At 32.7% G+C, this 20,225-nt stretch carries 15 protein-coding genes, 1 rRNA gene and 1 riboswitch; of the genes, 11 read left to right on the top strand and 5 right to left on the bottom strand.

The window, feature by feature from the left end; all coding sequences use genetic code 11:
- The first annotated feature begins 128 nt into the window (after positions 1–128).
- The 6 genes from rrf (at position 129) to H277_RS0117055 (ending at position 7,748) form a co-directional block, all read left to right on the top strand.
- A 5S ribosomal RNA gene (gene rrf, locus H277_RS0117080) occupies positions 129–237 on the top strand.
- Positions 238–305: 68 nt separating this feature from the next.
- Positions 306–749, top strand: coding sequence for a cytochrome c oxidase assembly factor Coa1 family protein (locus tag H277_RS0117075; protein WP_019976844.1), 444 nt, complete (start codon positions 306–308; stop codon positions 747–749).
- 73 nt (positions 750–822) lie between these two features.
- Positions 823–1,010: riboswitch (cobalamin riboswitch) on the top strand.
- Positions 1,011–1,107: 97 nt separating this feature from the next.
- The gene (locus H277_RS0117070) at positions 1,108–3,102 is read left to right on the top strand and encodes a TonB-dependent receptor (protein ID WP_033422783.1); all 1,995 of its coding nucleotides are present in this window, start codon (positions 1,108–1,110) and stop codon (positions 3,100–3,102) included.
- Positions 3,099–4,235, top strand: coding sequence for a YncE family protein (locus H277_RS0117065; protein WP_019976842.1), 1,137 nt, complete (start codon positions 3,099–3,101; stop codon positions 4,233–4,235). Before H277_RS0117070 ends, H277_RS0117065 begins: the two co-directional genes overlap by 4 nt.
- A gap of 14 nt (positions 4,236–4,249) precedes the next feature.
- Positions 4,250–5,449, top strand: a complete 1,200-nt coding sequence (locus H277_RS0117060) for a PKD-like domain-containing protein (protein WP_019976841.1) — start codon at positions 4,250–4,252, stop codon at positions 5,447–5,449.
- Between the two features lie 34 nt (positions 5,450–5,483).
- Positions 5,484–7,748, top strand: coding sequence for a T9SS type A sorting domain-containing protein (locus H277_RS0117055; protein WP_019976840.1), 2,265 nt, complete (start codon positions 5,484–5,486; stop codon positions 7,746–7,748).
- A 52-nt stretch (positions 7,749–7,800) separates the two neighbouring features.
- Here the strand turns inward: H277_RS0117055 and H277_RS0117050 are convergent, their stop codons facing one another.
- The 3 genes from H277_RS0117050 to leuS form a co-directional block, all read right to left on the bottom strand.
- A complete protein-coding gene (locus H277_RS0117050) occupies positions 7,801–8,742 on the bottom strand; it encodes a hypothetical protein (protein WP_019976839.1) in 942 nt (313 codons plus the stop codon).
- A gap of 11 nt (positions 8,743–8,753) precedes the next feature.
- Complete coding sequence (locus H277_RS0117045; RefSeq protein ID WP_019976838.1) at positions 8,754–9,293, bottom strand: GNAT family N-acetyltransferase; 540 nt, start codon at positions 9,291–9,293, stop codon at positions 8,754–8,756.
- A 92-nt stretch (positions 9,294–9,385) separates the two neighbouring features.
- The gene (leuS, locus tag H277_RS0117040) at positions 9,386–12,244 is read right to left on the bottom strand and encodes a leucine--tRNA ligase (RefSeq protein WP_019976837.1); all 2,859 of its coding nucleotides are present in this window, start codon (positions 12,242–12,244) and stop codon (positions 9,386–9,388) included.
- Between the two features lie 109 nt (positions 12,245–12,353).
- Here leuS and H277_RS0117035 point away from each other — a divergent pair, with 109 nt between their 5' ends.
- Entirely contained in the window at positions 12,354–12,764 is a 411-nt protein-coding gene (locus tag H277_RS0117035) for a hypothetical protein (protein WP_019976836.1), read from the top strand.
- Here H277_RS0117035 and H277_RS0117030 read toward each other — a convergent pair.
- Together H277_RS0117030 and H277_RS0117025 are read right to left on the bottom strand one after the other, a co-directional pair.
- Complete coding sequence (locus H277_RS0117030) at positions 12,761–13,789, bottom strand: sensor histidine kinase (protein WP_019976835.1); 1,029 nt, start codon at positions 13,787–13,789, stop codon at positions 12,761–12,763. The two genes, H277_RS0117035 and H277_RS0117030, sit on opposite strands and share 4 nt — an antisense overlap.
- A gap of 9 nt (positions 13,790–13,798) precedes the next feature.
- Complete coding sequence (locus H277_RS0117025) at positions 13,799–14,479, bottom strand: response regulator transcription factor (RefSeq protein WP_019976834.1); 681 nt, start codon at positions 14,477–14,479, stop codon at positions 13,799–13,801.
- 207 nt (positions 14,480–14,686) lie between these two features.
- On the opposite strand from H277_RS0117025, the gene H277_RS0117020 reads away from it, so the two are divergent.
- The 4 genes from H277_RS0117020 (at position 14,687) to H277_RS0117005 (ending at position 20,164) form a co-directional block, all read left to right on the top strand.
- Positions 14,687–17,422 carry a TonB-dependent receptor domain-containing protein gene (locus H277_RS0117020; protein WP_019976833.1) on the top strand — a complete coding sequence of 912 codons (2,736 nt, stop codon included), beginning with the start codon at positions 14,687–14,689 and terminating at the stop codon, positions 17,420–17,422.
- Between the two features lie 26 nt (positions 17,423–17,448).
- Positions 17,449–18,618 carry a hypothetical protein gene (locus H277_RS0117015; protein ID WP_019976832.1) on the top strand — a complete coding sequence of 390 codons (1,170 nt, stop codon included), beginning with the start codon at positions 17,449–17,451 and terminating at the stop codon, positions 18,616–18,618.
- 189 nt (positions 18,619–18,807) lie between these two features.
- Entirely contained in the window at positions 18,808–19,134 is a 327-nt protein-coding gene (locus tag H277_RS0117010; protein ID WP_019976831.1) for an iron-sulfur cluster assembly protein, read from the top strand.
- Between the two features lie 58 nt (positions 19,135–19,192).
- Positions 19,193–20,164, top strand: a complete 972-nt coding sequence (locus tag H277_RS0117005) for an SPFH domain-containing protein (RefSeq protein ID WP_019976830.1) — start codon at positions 19,193–19,195, stop codon at positions 20,162–20,164.
- Positions 20,165–20,225: the final 61 nt, after the last annotated feature.

The following is a 20,225-nucleotide window of genomic DNA, read 5'->3' as shown; positions in this document are numbered from 1 at the left end:
ATATTGATTTAATCGTCATAGAGAAGGTTAGTTAATCTTATTTGGATTATGGTAGTATACCGGTTGTGTGAATAAATAAAACAATAATGTCAAAGAAATAATAGGAACTAAAACCTATTTAAAAATATTAGGGTGACTATAGCTGCAGGGCTCACCTCTTCCCATTCCGAACAGAGAAGTTAAGCCTGCCTGCGCCGATGGTACTGTTACTTACGGGAGAGTAGGTCGTCGCCAGTTTTTAATCAAAAGCCTCAAGTAATTTACTTGAGGCTTTTTTTGTATATTTGATTTACTTAATCATTAATATGGAAGAAAATCAATTTGATAATCAATTATTGCCCAAAGAAAATTGGTTCAAGCGAAATTGGAAATGGGTAGTCCCTATAGGATGTTTATCTTTTATTATTTTGTTTATTGGTTTAATAATAGGAGGTGCATTTTGGGGAATTAGTAAGATTACTTCTGATAGTGATGTAACAAAGCATGCGATAAACATTATTAATCAGAATCCTGAAGTACAACAGAAATTAGGAACGAATATTGAAACTGACGGAATGTTTAGAGGAAATATTTCAATTACTAATAATACTGGGGAAGCTGATATTTCGGTTCCGCTTAAGGGAACTAAAGGGACAGGAAAGGCTATTATTGTAGGAAAAAAAGAATTTGATAAATGGAATTACGAAAAAATTGCTGTTCAAATAGACGAAACAGGGGAAGTAATTCAAATAAATAAAGTAAAAGAATAAAGTTGGCAATTTTGTCAACTTTTTTGTTTTACTATCTGAATAAGAATAAATTGTTTATTCAAAATATTAATTTTACTTTTGAGTAACATTTGGTGCGAACTTAATAGTTCGGTAACAGGGAATCAGGTGCAAATCCTGAACAGACCCGCTGCTGTAAGCTTCATATTTTGTAGAAATTTATTTATCCACTGTTTTTTAAATGGGAAGGATTTTCTAGAAAAGGAGTAAGTCAGAAGACCTACCAAAATGATACATGTTGAATGCTTTCGGGGACTAAAGCGTGAAGAACAAATTTTGGATAGGTTATCTTTCTATTATACTTCATACACTCTCGTTAGCAACAATTGATTATTGCTAAATGAGAAATCTAAAAACTATAATTATTTGTTGCAGCTTGATTTTGCTTTCATGTGGTTTTGCCTCTGCGCAAATTATTCATGATAGTATTTTAGAGCTTCAGCAAGTTAGTATTTTAAAGAATAATGCAAAAGCCGTTGTTCCTGTTCAGGAATTAAAGGGAGAGCAATTAGAGGCTTTAAATAGCCATTCTGTAGCTGACGCCGTTCGTTTTTTTGCAGGTGTGCAAATCAAAGATTATGGAGGAGTTGGTGGGTTTAAAACAATTGATGTTCGAGGAATGGGAACACAACATGTTGGTGTTTTTTATGACGGAATTCAATTAGGAAATGCTCAAAACGGAATTGTTGATTTAGGGAAATTTTCATTAGATGACATGGAAGTAATCTCTTTATACAACGGTCAAAAAAGCAATATTTTTCAAGCGGCAAAAGATTACGCTTCTGCTTCTGCTATTTACCTTCAGACAAAGACGCCAATATTTAAAGATAAAAAAAAGATAAATGCTGTTCTTCGTTACAAATTAGGCTCCATTCAATTAATTAATCCTTCAACAAGAATTGAACAAAGAATTTCAGATCGATTGTCTGCTGTTTTAAGTGCAGAATATATTAAATCTGATGGAGAATATAAGTTTCGTTATAAGAGAAAAAAATTAGATGGAACGATGGCATATGATACCATTGCAACGAGAAAAGATGGACAAATTGAAGCAAAACGTCTTGAATTGGGATTGTTTGGAAAAGGTAATCAATCGAATTGGAATGTAAAAGGATATTTGTACGAATCGGATCGTGGACTTCCATCTGCAATTATTAGAGGAGGGTTTGGTGCTCGTGGACAAACATGGATAGATAGAAATTATTTTGTCCAAGGGAAGTTTGAGAAGAGAATTAAAAATTTTCAGACCAAGTTATTGGCAAAATTTGCCTATGATTATACACATTATATTGATACTGTATCTTCTATAAAAATTGATAATCAATATACTCAACGAGAAGTATATGTTTCTTGGGCAAATTTATATTCGATTAACAATAATTGGGATGTCAATGTTGCAACAGATTTTCAGCTTAATAATTTGGATGCAAATCTTAAGAATTTTACATTTCCTACGCGTTATACTAGTCTTGTTGCAATGGCTTCTACTTACCGTTTGGGCAAACTAAGTTTACAAGGAAGTTTGTTGGGAACTTTTGTAAATGAAAAAGTGGAAATGAATGCTAAATCACCAGATAAAAATATCTGGACTCCTACAATTATCGCTAATTATAAACCATTTGCTTCCCGCGACTTTAATATAAGAGCATTTTATAAACGGATCTTCAGAATGCCTACCTTCAATGATTTGTATTATGCAGAAATTGGATATTCTTATCTGAAACCAGAATATGCTACACAATATAATGTAGGGTTTACTTATTCCCAGACATTGAATTCATTTATTAAAAACTTTTCAATTCAAACCGATGTTTATTACAATGAAGTGAAAGATAAAATAATAGCAGGGTTTAATGGGAATTTTCGTGCGACAATGATGAATTTAGGTTTGGTAAAAATCAAAGGATTGGATGTTAAAATACGTTCTGCATTTGATATTGGCCAAATAGAATTTTCGCCAATGTTAAATTATTCTTTTATGAAAGCACAGGATTATACTTCTGTAGATGAAACATATTATAAAGATCTTATTCCATATGCACCTAAACATAGTGGATCTTTTGTTTTAAGTGCAAAATACAAGACATGGAATTTCAATTATAGTTTTATTTATGTAGGAGAGCGCTGGGATATCAATCAGGATAATATAAAATATAATCGTCTTAATCCATGGTTTACAAATGATTTAGGCATTCATAAAACTTTTAGGTTAAATAATATTTCGTTCAAAACATCTTTTGAATTGAATAATATTATGAATCAGCAATATGATATTGTACTTAATTATCCAATGCCGGGAAGACAATTCAAATTCATACTAAGTGCAAATTTATGAGATACTTATCCCACATATTAAATGGTTTCTTTCTTTTGATAATTGTTTCTGGTTGTCATCAAGATATTTATCAGGTAGAAGAAGAGTTAGATGGCGTGACAACACCTGAAAATACGGCTATACAAGGATTCTATTTATTGAATGAAGGAAATATGGGAACGAATAAAGCAACGATAGATTACATGGATTATACCACAGGAGTTTATCATCGTAATATGTATGCAATGGCAAATCCTACAATGGTAAAAGAATTAGGAGATGTTGGAAATGATATTAAAGTTTATGGAAACAAATTGTATGCAGTAATTAATGTTTCGAATTTCATCGAAGTTATGGATTTAAAAACGGCAAAACATATTACAACAATTCCTCTAGAAAATTGCCGATATATTACATTTAAAAATGGAAAAGCCTATGCAACGTCTTATGCAGGACCAGTTTCAATAGATCCTGCTGCACCTTTAGGTAAGGTAGTTGAAATAGATACAATAAGCTTAAAAATAACACGAGAAGAAGTTGTAGGTTATCAACCAGATGAATTGGAAATTGTTGATAATAATTTATATGTTGCCAATTCAGGAGGATATAGAGTTCCTAATTATGATAAAACGGTTTCCGTTATAGATTTAACAACATTTAAAGAGACAAAAAAAATAGATGTAGCCATTAATCTACATCATATCAAAAAAGATAGTGAAGGAGATTTATATATCACTTCTCGAGGAGATTATTATGATATTCCATCCAATCTTTTTGTCTTAGATTCTAAAACACACAAAATCAAAAAAACATTTAATCTTCCTGTTTCCAACTTTACGATTGTAGACGATCAATTGTATTATTATGCAAATGAGTTTAACTATAATACATTTAAATGGAAAAAATCTTTTGGAATAATAGACACCAAAACTGAAGAAATCATTAATAATAATTTAGTGAACGATCCAAAAATTAATGAAATAAAAACACCATACGGAATTGCTGTAAATCCTATTACAAAAGATTTGTATTTAACAGATGCACGAAATTATGTGTCTATGGGATTTATTTATTGTTTTGACCGAAATGGTGTGTTTAAATGGAAAACGAATGGAGGTAATATTCCTGCACATTTTGCTTTTGTTTATAAATAAAATACACACTTAAAATGAAATATTCTAAACTATTTATTACAGCATTAAGTCTCGCTTTTATACAAAGTTGTAGTAGCGATGATTCGGATAGTAATTTATCAATTGATGACGTGAAATTAAATTCTTCATATTCAACAAATCGACTAAAAATAATTACAATAGAACCTAGTGTTTCAGGATTTGAAAATGCAACATATACTTGGAAAAACGGAAATGAAATAGTTGGTAGTGACAAAACATTTTCTTTTGTTTCTGATGAAGTAGGAACTTATCAATTAACATTAGAAGTAAAAGGTTTATCAACAACAAAAAAATTAGAAACCCAAATTACAGTAAATAAAGAGTCAAAAGCTTATAGTAAATACATTGCTCAAGTATATGATTTTATGCCTGCAGTTGGACAATTTACGAATGATTTACCAGAGTATGTTTCTGGTAATACGCGGCAACAAATGATTGCAAAAGCAGCGAGTAGTATTGTAGGTGCAGAAGGACAATTAATTTCTTTAGGTGGATATGGAGGTTATGTCGTTTTTGGATTTGATCATACGATTATTAATAAGGCAGATAAAAAAGATTTTAAAATCTTGGGTAATGCATTTTGGGGAAATGATGCACAAGAAGAACGAGCTGGTTCGTGTGAACCTGGAATTATTATGGTCGCTTACGATAAAAATAATAATGGAGTTCCAGATGAAGATGAATGGTATGAAATCGCAGGAAGTGAATACACAAACTCAAAAACGATCAAAAATTATTCTATTGTCTACAATAAACCTGATGAGAATAAAACGCCTGTAAAAGGAACACATGGTTGGGATATCGATATTGAATACATAAAATGGACAGATAATCAAGGAAATACAGGATATAAAACCAAAAATTCTTTCCATGATCAATCCTATTACCCTTTGTGGTTTGGAGACAATCAATTAAAGTTTACGGGAACTTTACTGCCAAATAATTTCTATGATCAAAGTGGTGCAGGAACTTATTGGGTGGGTAAATCATATGCTTACGGATATGCAGATAATGCACCAAACAATGATGAAGCTTCCAATATTGACATTGATTGGGCTGTAGATAAAAATGGAAATAAAGTGAAACTACCAGGAATCGATTTTATCAAAGTTTATACAGGAGTCAATCAAGAAGCAGGTTGGTTAGGAGAAGTATCAACTGAAATTATGGGAGCATACGACTTACATTTCTAAACTCTAAGAGAATTATAAAACTAAATATTAACAAATGAGAAAATTTTACTTTCTAATCGTTTTGTTCCTAACTTTTTGCTTAGGACTTAACGCTCAAATTAAGGTACAAGGCGTACCGCGAAATGATATTAAGATTTCTGCACAAAAACAAGCAAAGGCAGGAGATGCAACCTTTACATTTGAGGATGTAAAATATTGGGTTGGAGAAGGGGCTAACAAAGCAGCTCTTGTTGTACAATGGAATGATGATAAAACTCCGGATGCAATGGTGTGGGGATACCGTTTTGATGGAGAGAAATATGGAGTCGATATGATCTTAGAAATTGCTAAGATTGATCCACGTTTTTATGTTCTTGCTTTAGAAGGAACTCAATATGGTACAGCTATTGGTGGATTTGGATTCGATTTAGATGGAAAAGGAACTGTAGGTTTAGTAAAAAATGGGAATACAACTTACCCTTACTATCCAAAGGATGGAAAAGTAACAACATCTGATTATGATTTTGATTTATGGACTAGTGTAGATGCAAACGATCATTGGGCATCAGGATGGACTTCTAAAGGTTATTGGTCATATTGGGTAAAAGAGAAAGAGGGAGATTATGGATATTCTGGTTTAGGGGCAAGTAGCCGAGTTTTAAAAGATGGATCTTGGGATGCATGGTCATTCGCAAAAGATTTTGGAGATTATCCTTTAGCAGATAAATTTGTAGCTGTCGAACCTTATGAAAAGCCTACTTTAGATTTTACAAAAGGATATTTCATTGTAAATGAAGAATGGTTTGGTCATACAAATGGTTCTGTTAATTATTTTGCACCAGATGGTACAGTTTCTTATCGTGTTTACAGTGAAGTAAACAATAATGAAGCTTTTGGAGCAACAACCCAATATGGAACAATTTACGGTGATAAATTTTATTTTGTATCTAAACAAGAGAAAGATGGAGGAGATGTAAACTATACTCCTGGAGGAAGGTTAGTTGTAGCGGATGCAAAAACAATGAAAAAAATCGCTGGATTCGATAATATTGGAGGAGGAGATGGACGTTCATTTGTAGGTGTTGATCCTAAAACTGGTTATATCGGAGCTGCAAATGGAATCTTCTTATTCGATATCGAAAACTTAAAAGTTGGAGAAATGGTTGAAGGAACTGGCGGAGGAAGTACTTATACAGGACAAATAGGAAATATGATCCGATCTTCTAAATATGTTTTTGCTGTAAAGCAAAGCAAAGGAATTTTAGTTATTGATCCTAAAACACATACCGTAAAAACAGCTTTTGAAGGCGCTTACACTTCTGTAATTCAAACGAAAGATGGAAACATTTGGGGAGCTTTGGGAAATAAAATGATCAAAATAGATCCATTTACTTTAGAAACAACAGAAATTGCTATTCCAACGAAAACAATTCCGAATACTTGGGGAGCATGGAATGCAGGAAGTTTCTGCGCTTCTACTAAAGAGAATGCTATTTATTTCTTTCCGGGGTCTGGATGGTCATCAAGTCCAACAATTGTAAAATATGATGTAGATAAAGGTCAGTTTAATGAAAGTTTTGCAACAATTCCAGGACAAGATAATCAGTACAAACAAATTCCTTATGGAGCAGGATTACGTATAGATCCAATAACAGATAATTTAATTGTTACAACAACAGAAAGTGGATATTCATCACATTATCAAAAAAATTGGGTTCATGAGATTGACAATCAAGGTAATTTAGTAAGAACAATTCAGTTACAAGATTATTATTGGTTCTCTGCTTTGCCCGTTTTTCCAGATGCAAATGATCCAGAAATTGAAGGTTTAGAGACAACTTATCATATCAATACGGCAACAACAATTGATTTGAAAGACAAAGTTTCTGATAAAGATAATCTAGCCGCTGCTATTGTGAAAGATTTAGAAATTATTGAAAACAATGATATTGCTGAAATTTCGATTAATGGAAAAGAGGAATTGGTGATTAATCCATTAAAAAATGGAACAGCTAAAATTAAACTTTCATTTAATTCAAACGGGAAAGTTGTCGAGCAAAATATCACAATTTCAACAGCTGTTTTAGGAACAAATGATTTATCTAAATCTGCAGTAAATATATATCCAAATCCTGTTGAAAATATTCTGTATATAGAAGTAAAAGATGCCGATAAAGCAGAAATTTACAATATCACAGGAGCGAAAATTACAGAGAAAACGCTACAAAAAGGAAAAAATCAAATAGATGTTTCTTCTTTACAAAAAGGTGTTTACATCATAAAAGTTAACAATTCTACTTTCAAAGTCATTAAAAAGTAGTGTGTGTTATTTATTTGTGAAAAAAGGTTGAGCATAGCTCAACCTTTTATTTTTAATAATAACTAATCGTACGTTTTACAACATATTTTAACTCTTCATTTGTGGAAATAGAAGCTTTGATCCAATTATTTTTCGAATCATATTCATACGAAACATGATAAGAAGTTAAAATTGTTTGTCCGCTTCTAAAGGATTGCTTTTTGAAGTTGACAATTTCATTTTTAGAGTCAAAATCCGCTTGATAAGCTAACGTTTTATGGACATCAAAAGATTGTAACTTCGAAATATTTCCATTTTCAAAAAACATTATTTTGCTCGAATTTCCTGCAATTTCTTCTTGAAATACAGGGATCTCTTTATTATAAATATAGTACGATTTTCGACCCTTTTTTCCATCAAAAGAAGTCATTTCATCCAAAACCAATAATCCGTTTTTATTGTAAGTCAAATTATTTTCAGAAATCGTAGCACCTTCTACTTTTGTAGTGATTTTATCTAATTTATTCGAATAATTGAAAATGGTTTCATAGCTCGATTTTGACGATTTTCCTTCGATTTTTTCTGTCAAGTTTATTAACCGATTTTTGTTGTCATAAACAAAGGTTTTGTCTGAAGCAATTCGTTTTGGATCTTCACCATTGTTAATAACTGTATTCGTCTGTTTATCAATGAAATTAGCGTTATTGTAGTCGTAATTAACATAGTTATAAACAGCTAATTTCCCTTGATAATCCAAATAATTTGTTCGTTTAGTTAACAATCCTTTTTGATTAAATTCTAACGAAACTTGGTTGTAAAATTCATTTTCCAAAAAAGGTAAAGTTGCCGTATTTCCTTTAGCATCTGTTGCTGTTGAAACAATTTTTTCAATTTTCCCCTTCAGGTTAAAATCAGCTAAAGTTGTTTTTATTTCATAATCATTTGTCGAAATTTTTTGTGCAAAACAATAACTCGACATCAAAATGATGCTTAAGGGAATTATATATTTATTCATGGATTAGCCAATCAATTATTTTTTAATTCGTACCAAAAACAATCCAAGTCCCACATATCAAGATGAAAAGTTTCTGTGACTTCGAAACCTACTTTTTCTAAAACATTTCTTGACGCCTTGTTGTCAAGATGAGTGATGGCATTTAGTTTAATATCAGACATATTTTTGTGATAAAACTCCATACAGGCTTTTGCGGCTTCGGTTGCGTACCCTTTTCCCCAAGTTTCTTTTCGGTAACGATAACCAAAATCAAGAAAGTCAAACTGATTATTCATCGCTTCTTTTTCGGTCATGTATTTAAAACCTGTCCAACCAATCATTTTTCCTGATTCTTTTTCAACAACAGCAAGTCTTCCATGACCAAGTTCCTTATACTGGACCTGTAGCGCTTCAATGATCTCTTTTGTCTCTTCGATTGTATTGATAGGCTGACCTCTTAAAAATGTATGAACTTCTGGCTGAGAATCCATTTCGAAGAAATCGTCTACATCATCAATTGTGATTGGTCTAATAATTAGTCGTTCAGTTTCTAATGTTGGTAAATATTTCATTTCTTGTTATGTTTTGGAATAAAGGTAACTAAATTTAATAAAAAAACGCCGGGTAAAGCCCGGCGTTTCTATGTCTATTTGATCTCAGGTTTTTATCCTACGATATTGATAATTTTTCCGGGAACAATAATAATATTTTTCGGTGTACGATCACCCAATTGTTTAATTGTACGTTCATCTTTCATGACAATTTCTTGAATTTCATCTTTTGATAATGATAAGGGTAATTCTAATAAGAATTTCATTTTACCGTTGAATGAAACAGGATATTCTTTTGTATCTGCAACCAGCCATTTTTCTTCAAAAACAGGGAATTCGGCATGTGCAACAGAAGTTGTATGTCCTAATTTTTCCCATAACTCCTCAGCAATGTGAGGTGCATAAGGAGAAATGATAATGGCCAAAGGTTCTAAAATTGCACGTTTAGTTGTTTTTAATTTTCCTAATTCATTTGCCGCAATCATAAAAGTAGAAACCGACGTATTAAAAGAGAAATTGTTGACATCTTCGTCTACCTTTTTAATCGTTTGGTGCAACACTTTCATTTCTTCTTTGGTTGGCTCTTCATCAGAAATAGCAAAAGTTTCTTCAGCTCCAGAATGGTATAGTCTCCAGAATTTTTTCAGGAATGAATATACACCGGATAAACCTTGAGTATTCCATGGTTTTGATTGTTCAACCGGACCTAAAAACATTTCGTATAAACGAAGTGAATCTGCTCCGTATTGGTTGCAAATATCATCAGGATTCAACACATTGAATTTTGATTTTGACATCTTTTCAACCTCTCGTCCTGTGATGTATTTACCTTCTTCTAAGACAAATTCAGCTGTTGCATAATCTTCACGCCACGCTTTAAATTTATCTGTATCCAATTCGTCACCTCCGTCTTTCAACATATTTACATCGACGTGAATTGGAGTTGTTTCGTGTTGATCCTTTAATCCTTTAGAAACAAATGTATTTGTTCCGTTTATGCGATAAGCAAATGCACTCATTCCCAAAATCATTCCTTGGTTAATCAGTTTTTTTGCGTATTCGTCTGTTGGAACTAATCCTTTGTCAAACAAGAATTTTTGCCAAAAACGAGAATATAATAAGTGACCGGTAGCATGCTCAGATCCGCCCATGTATAAATCTACATTTTGCCAATAATCAACCGCTTCTTTTGATGCAAATTCATTGTCATTTTTTGCATCCATGTAACGTAACCAATACCAAGAAGAACCAGCCCAACCCGGCATGGTATTCAACTCAATCGGAAAAATTGTCTCATGATTGATCAAGCTGTTGTCTACAACTTGGTTGGTTGTAGTATCAAAAGCCCATTTTGTTGCGCGTCCCAGTGGTGGTTCACCTTCAGCAGTTGGTAAATATTCGTCTACTTCAGGTAGAATAATCGGTAAAGCTTCAGCTGGGATTGTATATGGCATTTCGTCTTTAAAGTAGACCGGAACAGGTTCTCCCCAATAACGTTGACGAGAGAAAACAGCTTCTCTTAAACGGAAGTTTGTTTTTCCTTTTCCAATTCCTTTTTCTTCTAAAATTTCGATTGCTTTAGCGAGAGCTTGATTATAATCTAATCCGTTCAGGAAATCAGAATCTTGTAATTCGAATCCCTCTTTTTCTGTGTAAGCTGCTTCAGAAATATCTTTTCCTTTGAAGATATTAACAATCGGTAAATTGAAATGTGTTGCAAAAGCAAAATCACGCTCATCACCTGAAGGCACAGCCATTACAGCACCTGTTCCATAAGAAGCTAAGACATAATCTCCAATCCAGATTGGAAGTTGTTTTCCTGTAAAAGGATGAATGGCATAAGCTCCCGTAAATTCGCCTGTAATATTTTTAGCATCTGCTAAGCGATCACGCTCCGAACGCTTTGAAGTATAATCGACATAAGCTTCAACTTTATCTTTAAATTCTGCAGTTGTAATCTGAGAAACCAATGGGTGTTCTGGTGCTAGTGTTACGTAAGAAACACCAAAAATAGTATCAGGACGGGTTGTGAAAACTTCTATAGTCGCTTCATCGAAATTCGAAATTTGAAATTCGACACTAGCTCCGGTCGATTTCCCAATCCAGTTACGTTGAGATTCTTTGATAGGATCCGGCCAATCAATGTTATCCAATCCGGAAATTAAACGATCAGCATAAGCAGTGATACGCATCATCCATTGTGTCATTTTTTTTCGCACAACAGGAAAACCTCCTCGCTCAGATAATCCGTTAATCACTTCATCATTCGCTAATACAGTTCCTAAATCAGGACACCAGTTAACCTCAGCTTCTGCTAAGAATGTCAGGCGATATTTTAATAAAATAGCTTGTTGTTCTTTTTCAGAATATGTATTCCATTCAGCTGCCGTAAAAATGATGATATCTTCGTCTGTTACTGCATTTACATTTGCATTTCCTTCTGCTTTGAATGTTTCAATTAACTTGGAAATCGATTCCGCTTTATCGGTATCTTTATCGTAATATGAATCAAATAATTGATTGAAAATCCATTGTGTCCATTTATAATATTCAGGTTCAGAAGTGCGGATTTCACGATCCCAATCGTATCCCAAACCAATTTTTTTCATTTGGTTTTCGTAGCCGGCAATGACATTTCCTTGTTTATCTACACCACCTTCAATGTTCATTGTTGTTGTAATAGCGGGATGCTGACCTGTTTGAATAGCATATTGTTCCGCTGGTAATCCAAACGAATCGTATCCCATAGGATGTAAAACGTTGAAACCCTTTAATTTTTTGTATCGAGAATAAATATCAGATGCGATGTATCCTAGCGGATGACCAACGTGCAAGCCGGCACCAGAAGGATAAGGAAACATATCTAATACATAAAACTTAGGTTTTTCTGATTGATTATCAGCTTTGAACGTCTTGTCTTCAATCCAAAATTTTTGCCATTTTGGTTCGATTTCATTCGGATTATATTGCATTATCGGAAGTTATATTAAAATTAAATTAGTGCAAATTTACATTTTTTATGTATCTTTTAAGGTAGAATAGCGATATTTGTACGTTAATAATCAACACCTAAACCAAACGATGAAAAAAGAATTGATATTTTACTATATCGGTGTCCTTGTTTTTTTTACTGTCCTAATTTTTTCTGTTAGACATATTGTGAATACGACACGTATTTTTGTAAGTTATGAAGATGGTTTTAATCCCATTCATATCAAATGGAATTTTGACCCAAAAGATTCTACTTTGCGTGTTAAAGATCCCATGTATTTGAAAAATGAGTATTATTTAATCGATTATAAAGACAGGTCTTTTTTAAAAAAAGACACGGTCTTGTATGCTGAATTATATGATGATTCGTTAACAAATAAAGGAAATATACTGAATATACAACCGCCATATTTTTTGTGGAAAGAAGCTAAAAATGATACGTTAAAAGTTTTTAAACACAGTATCACGTTAAAGTTCACAAAGAAAAAAGAAATCTATTAAGCTTTTTGCAAGTAGAAAGAAAAAGTAGAACCCTTTCCGATTTTACTTGTCACGTATATTTTTTGATTATGAGCTTCTAGAATATGTTTTACGATTGCCAGACCTAATCCAGATCCTCCATTATTACGATTTCTGGATTTGTCAATGCGATAGAAACGTTCAAATATCCGATCAATATCTTCCTGTTTTATTCCAACTCCCTGGTCTTTAATAGAAACTTGAATTTTATCATCATATTCCTCAAAATCAATAGAAATTTCAGTATTCGAGTTCGAATAATTAATGGCATTTACAATTAAGTTGATCAAGACTTGTTGAATTTTCTGAATATCTCCAACGACTTTTATAGGTTGATGAATTGGATAATTCAATGAAATTTTAATGTTATTTTTCTCTGCTTTTATTTCTAATAAGTCTATGACATCTTGAACAAGTGCAGTTAAATTGAATACAGAAAATTCAATATTAATTCGTCCTCGTTCCAATTCAGCAATCATGTCTAAATCTTTCACTAAATAAATTAAGCGATCAACCGATTTATTGATTCGATTCAAATATTTATCACGAATAGACTCATCCTCAACACCACCTTCTATTAAAGTTAATAGGTATCCCTGAACAGAAAAAAGAGGTGTTTTTAATTCGTGTGAAATATTTCCCAAGAAATCTCTTCGGTAATTTTCGCGTTCATGAAGCACATCAATTTCTTTGGATTGATCTTCTGTTATGGTTGATATTTTTTGAGAAAGTTCTTCAAAATCAATATGACTTGATTGAAATTGAGGAATGTTTTTAGAAATTTCAGTAAAATCTTTTCTGCGTTGGTTTTTTAAAGAAAACCAATAAAATATAAATAATCCAGTAAACAAAAGGATCATTAAACTGGTAAAAAATAATTTTTCTTGGAAAATAAAATGAACATTTCCAAACCATAAAAAAGAGAACAAAACAACTCCTAAAGCCAAAAATAATGTACTGAGAAAGGCATATAGAAAGATGTTTTGAACTTTGAAAGTTGAAGCCATTACGAGCTTTTAATCATTTATTTTGTATCCGATTCCTTTGATTGTTGAGAAACGATCGTTTCCGAATTTTTCGCGCAATTTTCGCATATGCACATCAATCGTACGACCACCAACTACGACTTCATTTCCCCAAACTTTCTCCAAAATTTCTTCACGCTTGAAAACACGTTCCGGATTTGAAGCTAATAAAGCGATTAATTCGAATTCTTTTCTTGGCAATAAGAAGTCTTCACCCTGGTAATTCACTTTATATGTTTCGCGGTTAATTTCGAAATTGTTCAATTTGATGTATTGGTCTTTTGGCGCTTCATTGGGTTGTTTTAATTTTAATAAAGCGTTTAGTTTGCTAATTAAAACTTTTGGTTTGATTGGTTTTAGAATATAATCATTTGCTCCTGCGTCATATCCTGCTAATTGCGAAAAGTCTTCCACACGGGCAGATAGAAAAACAACTAATGTATCTTGAAAAGAATCTAGTTTTCTTAATTCGGTACACATTTCCATTCCATCCATTTGGGGCATCATCACATCTAGTAGAATTAAATCCGGACGAAAAATTTTGGCTTGTTTAAGGCCTTCAATTCCATTTTGAGCAGTTTCTACTTCAAACCCTTCTTTTTTTAAGTTGTAACCAATAAATTCTAAGATATCTGGTTCGTCGTCAACTAATAAAATTTTAATGTTCTTCATAATTGTTTGTAATAACTAAAAAAAATTAGTCGATGTAAAATTAAGCTTAAATTTTACGGGAAAGTACCCAAAAACATTTCTTAACATTCATTTAAAATTACGATAATTTCATAACAATTACCTAACAAAAGCTTTACAATTTCTAAAAATGTTTTTCATTGGATTGCAACAACTTTGCAATCAAACAAACACGAATTATCAATAGCAATGAAACGCAATTTAACTTTACTTTTATTATTAGGTTCTGCAGCATTATTTGCGCAAACTAATATTAAATTAGAAGGAACACTATTTGATCAAAAAACAAATCAACCACTTTCAGAAAAAACGTTTGTCGTTGAAGGATTAAATATTCAAGCAAAAACAAACGAAAAAGGGTACTATGAAATTTCTATTCCGGATGATGTTTATCAAATCGATGTAAAAGTTGACGGTTATCAAACCATTACTAAAACTTTGACAGAGGAGACAAATCTTAACATGTATTTGCAACCGGAGGATTTTAAAGATGGAAAAATTGATTTGTCGACAGCTGTAGTGACTGGAGTAAGAAGTAAATCGGCTGAGTCTAACTTGTTGAATATGCAGAAGAAATCTACAGAAATTGTAGAACGAATAGGAGCTGCACAATTAATAAAACAAGGAGTAAGTGACGTTGCTACGGCTGTAACTAAAGCGTCTGGAACAATAAAGCAAGAAGGAACAGGAATTATTTTTGTTCGTGGATTAGGAGACCGTTTTAATTCAACAACATTAAATGGTTTTTCAATTCCATCCGATGATCCTGAAAATAAAAATATTGATTTAGGAATTTTCAAAACCAATATGGTAGATTATATTTCTCTTGAAAAATCTTTTTATCCTCGTATGGTCGGAGATTTTGCGGGTGCAAATATTGATATTGTTTCGAAAGAATATACAGGAAAACCTTATGTAAGAGTAGGGTTAAGTTCGTCTGTGAATTTACAAACGATAAACAATAATAATTTTAAATTACAAGATGGACCTAACTTTTGGGGATTTAAAAGTGTTGACTTACCAACAAAGTTAAATCCTGTAAAACAATATGCGTTTGATACTAGTTGGGATTACAAAAGAGGAAAAAACCCTTTCAATACTGGTTTTGATATTGAAGCAGGAGGAAATATAAACATTGGTTCTCAAGGTAAATTATCTATTTATGGATATGTAGGGTTTGATAATGATTATATTTATAGAGAAGGTCAAGAAAATGTTGTTTCAGCTGCAGGAACTTATATGAAACAATTAGATGTAGAACGTTCTACCTATTCTACAAGTACGAATGGATTATTAAACTTAATTTATCGTATCAATCCAAATCATAAATTGATGTTTACTTCAAACGTAATCCACTCTTCAGATCAGGATTTTCGGATTTTTAGAGGTTACATGATGGATACTGCAGAAAATGGAAAAGGGCTGGTTCAACGTGCAGATAACAAGATAACAACAGTTTATGCCAATCAATTATTTGGAGAACATAAATTTGAAAATAATTGGATTTTTAATTTGGGAGGAGCGATTAATTATATAGAAAGTGATCGTCCAAATCGTATGCAAAATACAATGTTCTTCAATGATAATGTAGGAGCGTATACTTTAACTATTAATTCGCCGGGAGATAATCATAGGTATTTCGATGAGTTGATGGGATTTGATTATCAAGGAAAAATGGATGTCTCAAAAAAATGGGATCGATTAAAATTAACAGCAGGAGCTTATGGAATTTATAAGTACAGATCTTTTAAAGCTACTCAAATAAATTTAAGAGCAAGAAATGGAGCTCAAATTGTTGATCCAAACAATTTGGATGGATTTTTTAATGCAACTAACTTCAACAACGGTTTATTTGAATTATCTACTTTTCGTGGTTTAGGAACGTCTAACCTGTCTAATCTTCTTGATCCTTTAAGTTATGAAACTGAACAGAAAATCTACTCTGGTTATGTAAATGCTGAATACGAATTGAGTGATAAGTTTTTGATCCAATTAGGTCTTCGTAATGACAACATCAATTTAATGGTAGATTGGAATACAAATATTGGTGAAATGGTTGGAAAAGTAGATAAAAATTACAATAAAATTTTACCAAGTCTTAACATAAAGTATAGTTTAACGGATAATCAAAATTTACGTTTTTCTGCTTCTAAAACATATACTTTACCATTAGAAAAAGAAATGGCGCCATTTGCTTACGATAATGTAACAAGTACAACTTATGGACAACCAAAAATATATCCGACAGACAATTATAATGCTGAGCTAAAATGGGAAATTTTTCCAACTCGAGAAGAAGTTTTTTCTGTAACAGCATTTGGTAAATATATTGAAAACCCGATTTCTAGAGTTAATGTAGCTTCTGCTTCTGCAAATGACTTAACATATGTGAATACAGGGGATTATGGATACGTTTACGGTGCTGAAATAGAATTCAGAAAAAATCTATTCAATTTCTCTAATGATTCTAAACTTTATACAATTGTTAATGCGGCAGTTTTAGACTCTAAACAACAATTGGATTTTGACAAAGTAAGAAGAGAAACAGGTATTGCTACTGCATTTACAAAGAAGGAAGAACAAATGATGGGTGCAGCACGTTTTTCCGGAAATGTAAGTCTTGGGTATTCAGCAAATCTTGGAGGACAGAAGAAAATTGATGCCATGTTGGTATACGGCTACGTAGGAAAAAATGTATTCGCTATGGGTACACAAGAAAGAGGGTCTCAGATTCAAAAAGCTGTTAATCTGTTGGATTTAAATGTCAGATTTAATTTGAGCGATAAAACTTCAATTAATCTTTATGGGAAGAATTTGTTAAATCCGAATTATACAATTCAACAAGAAAACAAAGGAGTTAATTACATCCTAGAAGAATACAATAGAGGAATTCAAATAGGATTAGGTTTCTCACACACTTTATAAAACAAAACAAAACAAAAACATAGAACATGAAAAAAACAATTTTTAGAGCAATATTTTGCGCAACTTTATTATCGTCTACAGCATTTGTAACATCTTGTAGTAAAGATGACGATTCTACAGATGTTGTAAACAACGAATTAACGGCTGACAATTTTAGAGGGACAGTAAAATCTGGACAAAATTTGACATTAGATGCATCTAAAACATATTATCTAACAGGAATTGTAACAGTAGAAAATGGAGCAACTTTAACAATTCCGGCAGGAACAAAATTTACTGCTACAGGAGGAACTTCTGCATACATTATCGTAGATAGAGGAGGGAAAATATTTGCAAATGGAACAGCTTCTAGCCCGGTGGTTTTCCAAGGAATTAATCATACTCCAGGAGAATGGGGAGGATTAGTGATCTTAGGAAAAGCGACATCTAATCGTAGTGCTTCTGGAGAGTCTACATCAGAATTAGGAGACAAAATTTACGGTGGTAAAGAAAGTGGGGATAACTCAGGATCTTTAACGTATGTAATTATCAAAGATTCAGGAGCGAAATTCTCTGATACAAAAGAGTTTAATGGTTTATCATTGTTTGGTGTAGGTAACGGAACTAAAATCGATAATATTTATATCGAAAACGGAGCAGATGATGGAATTGAATTCTTTGGAGGAACAGTTAATGCTTCTAATATTATTGTGAATGGAGTTGGAGACGATTCTTTTGACTGGACAGAAGGATGGTCAGGAACAGGAACTAATTTTTACGCGAAAAGAAGACCATCTGCAATTAATGGAGAGATGGGAAATAGAGGAATAGAAGCGGATAATCAAGATACTAATCCTGATGCTACTCCAATATCTAATCCAACTCTTAAAAATGTTACTGTTGTAGGAAGTAAAGAGGGATCTGAGTCTCAAGGAGCAAAATTAAGAGCTGGTACAAATGGAAACATTGACAACTTAGTAATTGCAAACTTCACAACAGGATTGGATATAGAGACAGATCGTTCTGTTAACTGGTTTAATCAAGGAGGAAAATTGACAAATGTTCGTTTTATCAATGTAGATACAAAAAGCAAAGGGACGAATAGTAAAAAAGAAGCTGTTGATGTATCAAAAGCTTTCACAGAAAATGAAAATGCTACAGGAGCTGGTAATGGAGCTAATATCCCAACATGGGCAGCTTGGACAGGATTAAAATAATTCTCCATAATGATAAAACTTTTCTTATAAAAAAGTTCTTCGTGTTTGTAAATCGCTTTTTTGGGTTCTCCAAAGAAGCGATTTTCGTTTCCAATAACTATTTTATTTTAAACCATTAAAAATAGTTATTTAGAAAAATTCCACGTAAGATAAAGTATTTGTACATTTGTACCATTAAGAATTGAAACAATGGCATTAACAGAAGAACAATTAGATTCGATTGGAGAAAAACTGGTTGAAAAATTCAAAACCGTTTTTGATCCGGAGATTCCGGTTGATATATATGAATTGGGATTGGTATACGATGCTGAGGTAAATGCAGATGGTGAGGTAAAAGTTACCATGACCCTTACTTCTCCAAACTGTCCTGTTGCGGAAAGTTTACCTGTAGAGGTAGAACAACGTGTCGAAGAGATAGAATATGTAACCAAATGTTATGTAGAAATTACGTTCGATCCACCTTGGGATAGGGATATGATGAGTGAAGAAGCGAAATTTGAATTAGGAATGTTATAAGTTAACATTCCTAATTTTTTTGTATCTTAATCCAACAAATTCAAAAACACTAAAACTTATGGGATATTTAGGTATCATACTGTTTTTTGGAATAATTATTTTGTTCTTATTTATTTTTACGGTCAAACAACAAACAGCTATTGTGATTGAGCGTTTCGGAAAGTTTCATAGTATTCGCAACCCTGGGTTACAGTTCAAAATTCCAATTGTAGATAGAATTTCAGGAAAAGTATCATTAAAAATTCAACAATTGGATGTTGTGGTGGAAACGAAAACAAAAGACGATGTATTTGTTCGGTTGAAAATATCTGTTCAATATCAAGTTATAAAAACGCAAGTTTACGATGCGTTCTACAAATTAGATAACCCTTATACTCAGATTACGTCGTTCGTTTTTGATGTTGTCCGCGCTGAGGTGCCAAAACTTCGTTTGGATGATGTCTTCGAGAAGAAAGATGATATTGCAATTGCCGTAAAAAGTGAATTGCAAGAAGCGATGAATTCGTATGGTTACGAAATTATTAAAACGTTGGTAACGGATATTGATCCTGATGAACAAGTGAAACATGCGATGAACCGTATTAATGCAGCTGAACGTGAAAAACTAGCTGCTCAATACGAAGGAGATGCAGCACGTATTTTGATTGTCGAAAAAGCCAGAGCCGAAGCAGAATCGAAACGTTTGCAGGGGCAGGGTATTGCAGATCAACGACGCGAAATTGCAAAAGGATTATTAGAATCTGTCGATGTTTTAAATGGTGCAGGAATTACTTCTCAGGAAGCTTCTGCTTTGATTGTTGTTACGCAGCATTATGATACATTACAAGCGATTGGAGAGAAATCCGGAAGTAAGCTGGTCTTGTTGCCTAACTCGCCAACAGCAGCTTCAGAAATGCTAAATACCATGGTGACTTCTTTCACGGCTGCACATGAGCTGAATGAGCATCAAATCAAGAAAGAAGAGGTTCCGACACAACGAGGAAATAAACCAAACCTAGGTGATTCGTTTACTTTTCCACAAAACCCTTAAAATAATTTATCACATAAAAGCCACTTCGTAAGAAGTGGCTTTCTAATATCTCAATACTTAT

Source organism: Empedobacter brevis NBRC 14943 = ATCC 43319, from assembly GCF_000382425.1.
In the GTDB taxonomy this organism is placed as follows: domain Bacteria; phylum Bacteroidota; class Bacteroidia; order Flavobacteriales; family Weeksellaceae; genus Empedobacter; species Empedobacter brevis.
This window is presented reverse-complemented; position numbering and strand designations above follow the sequence as displayed.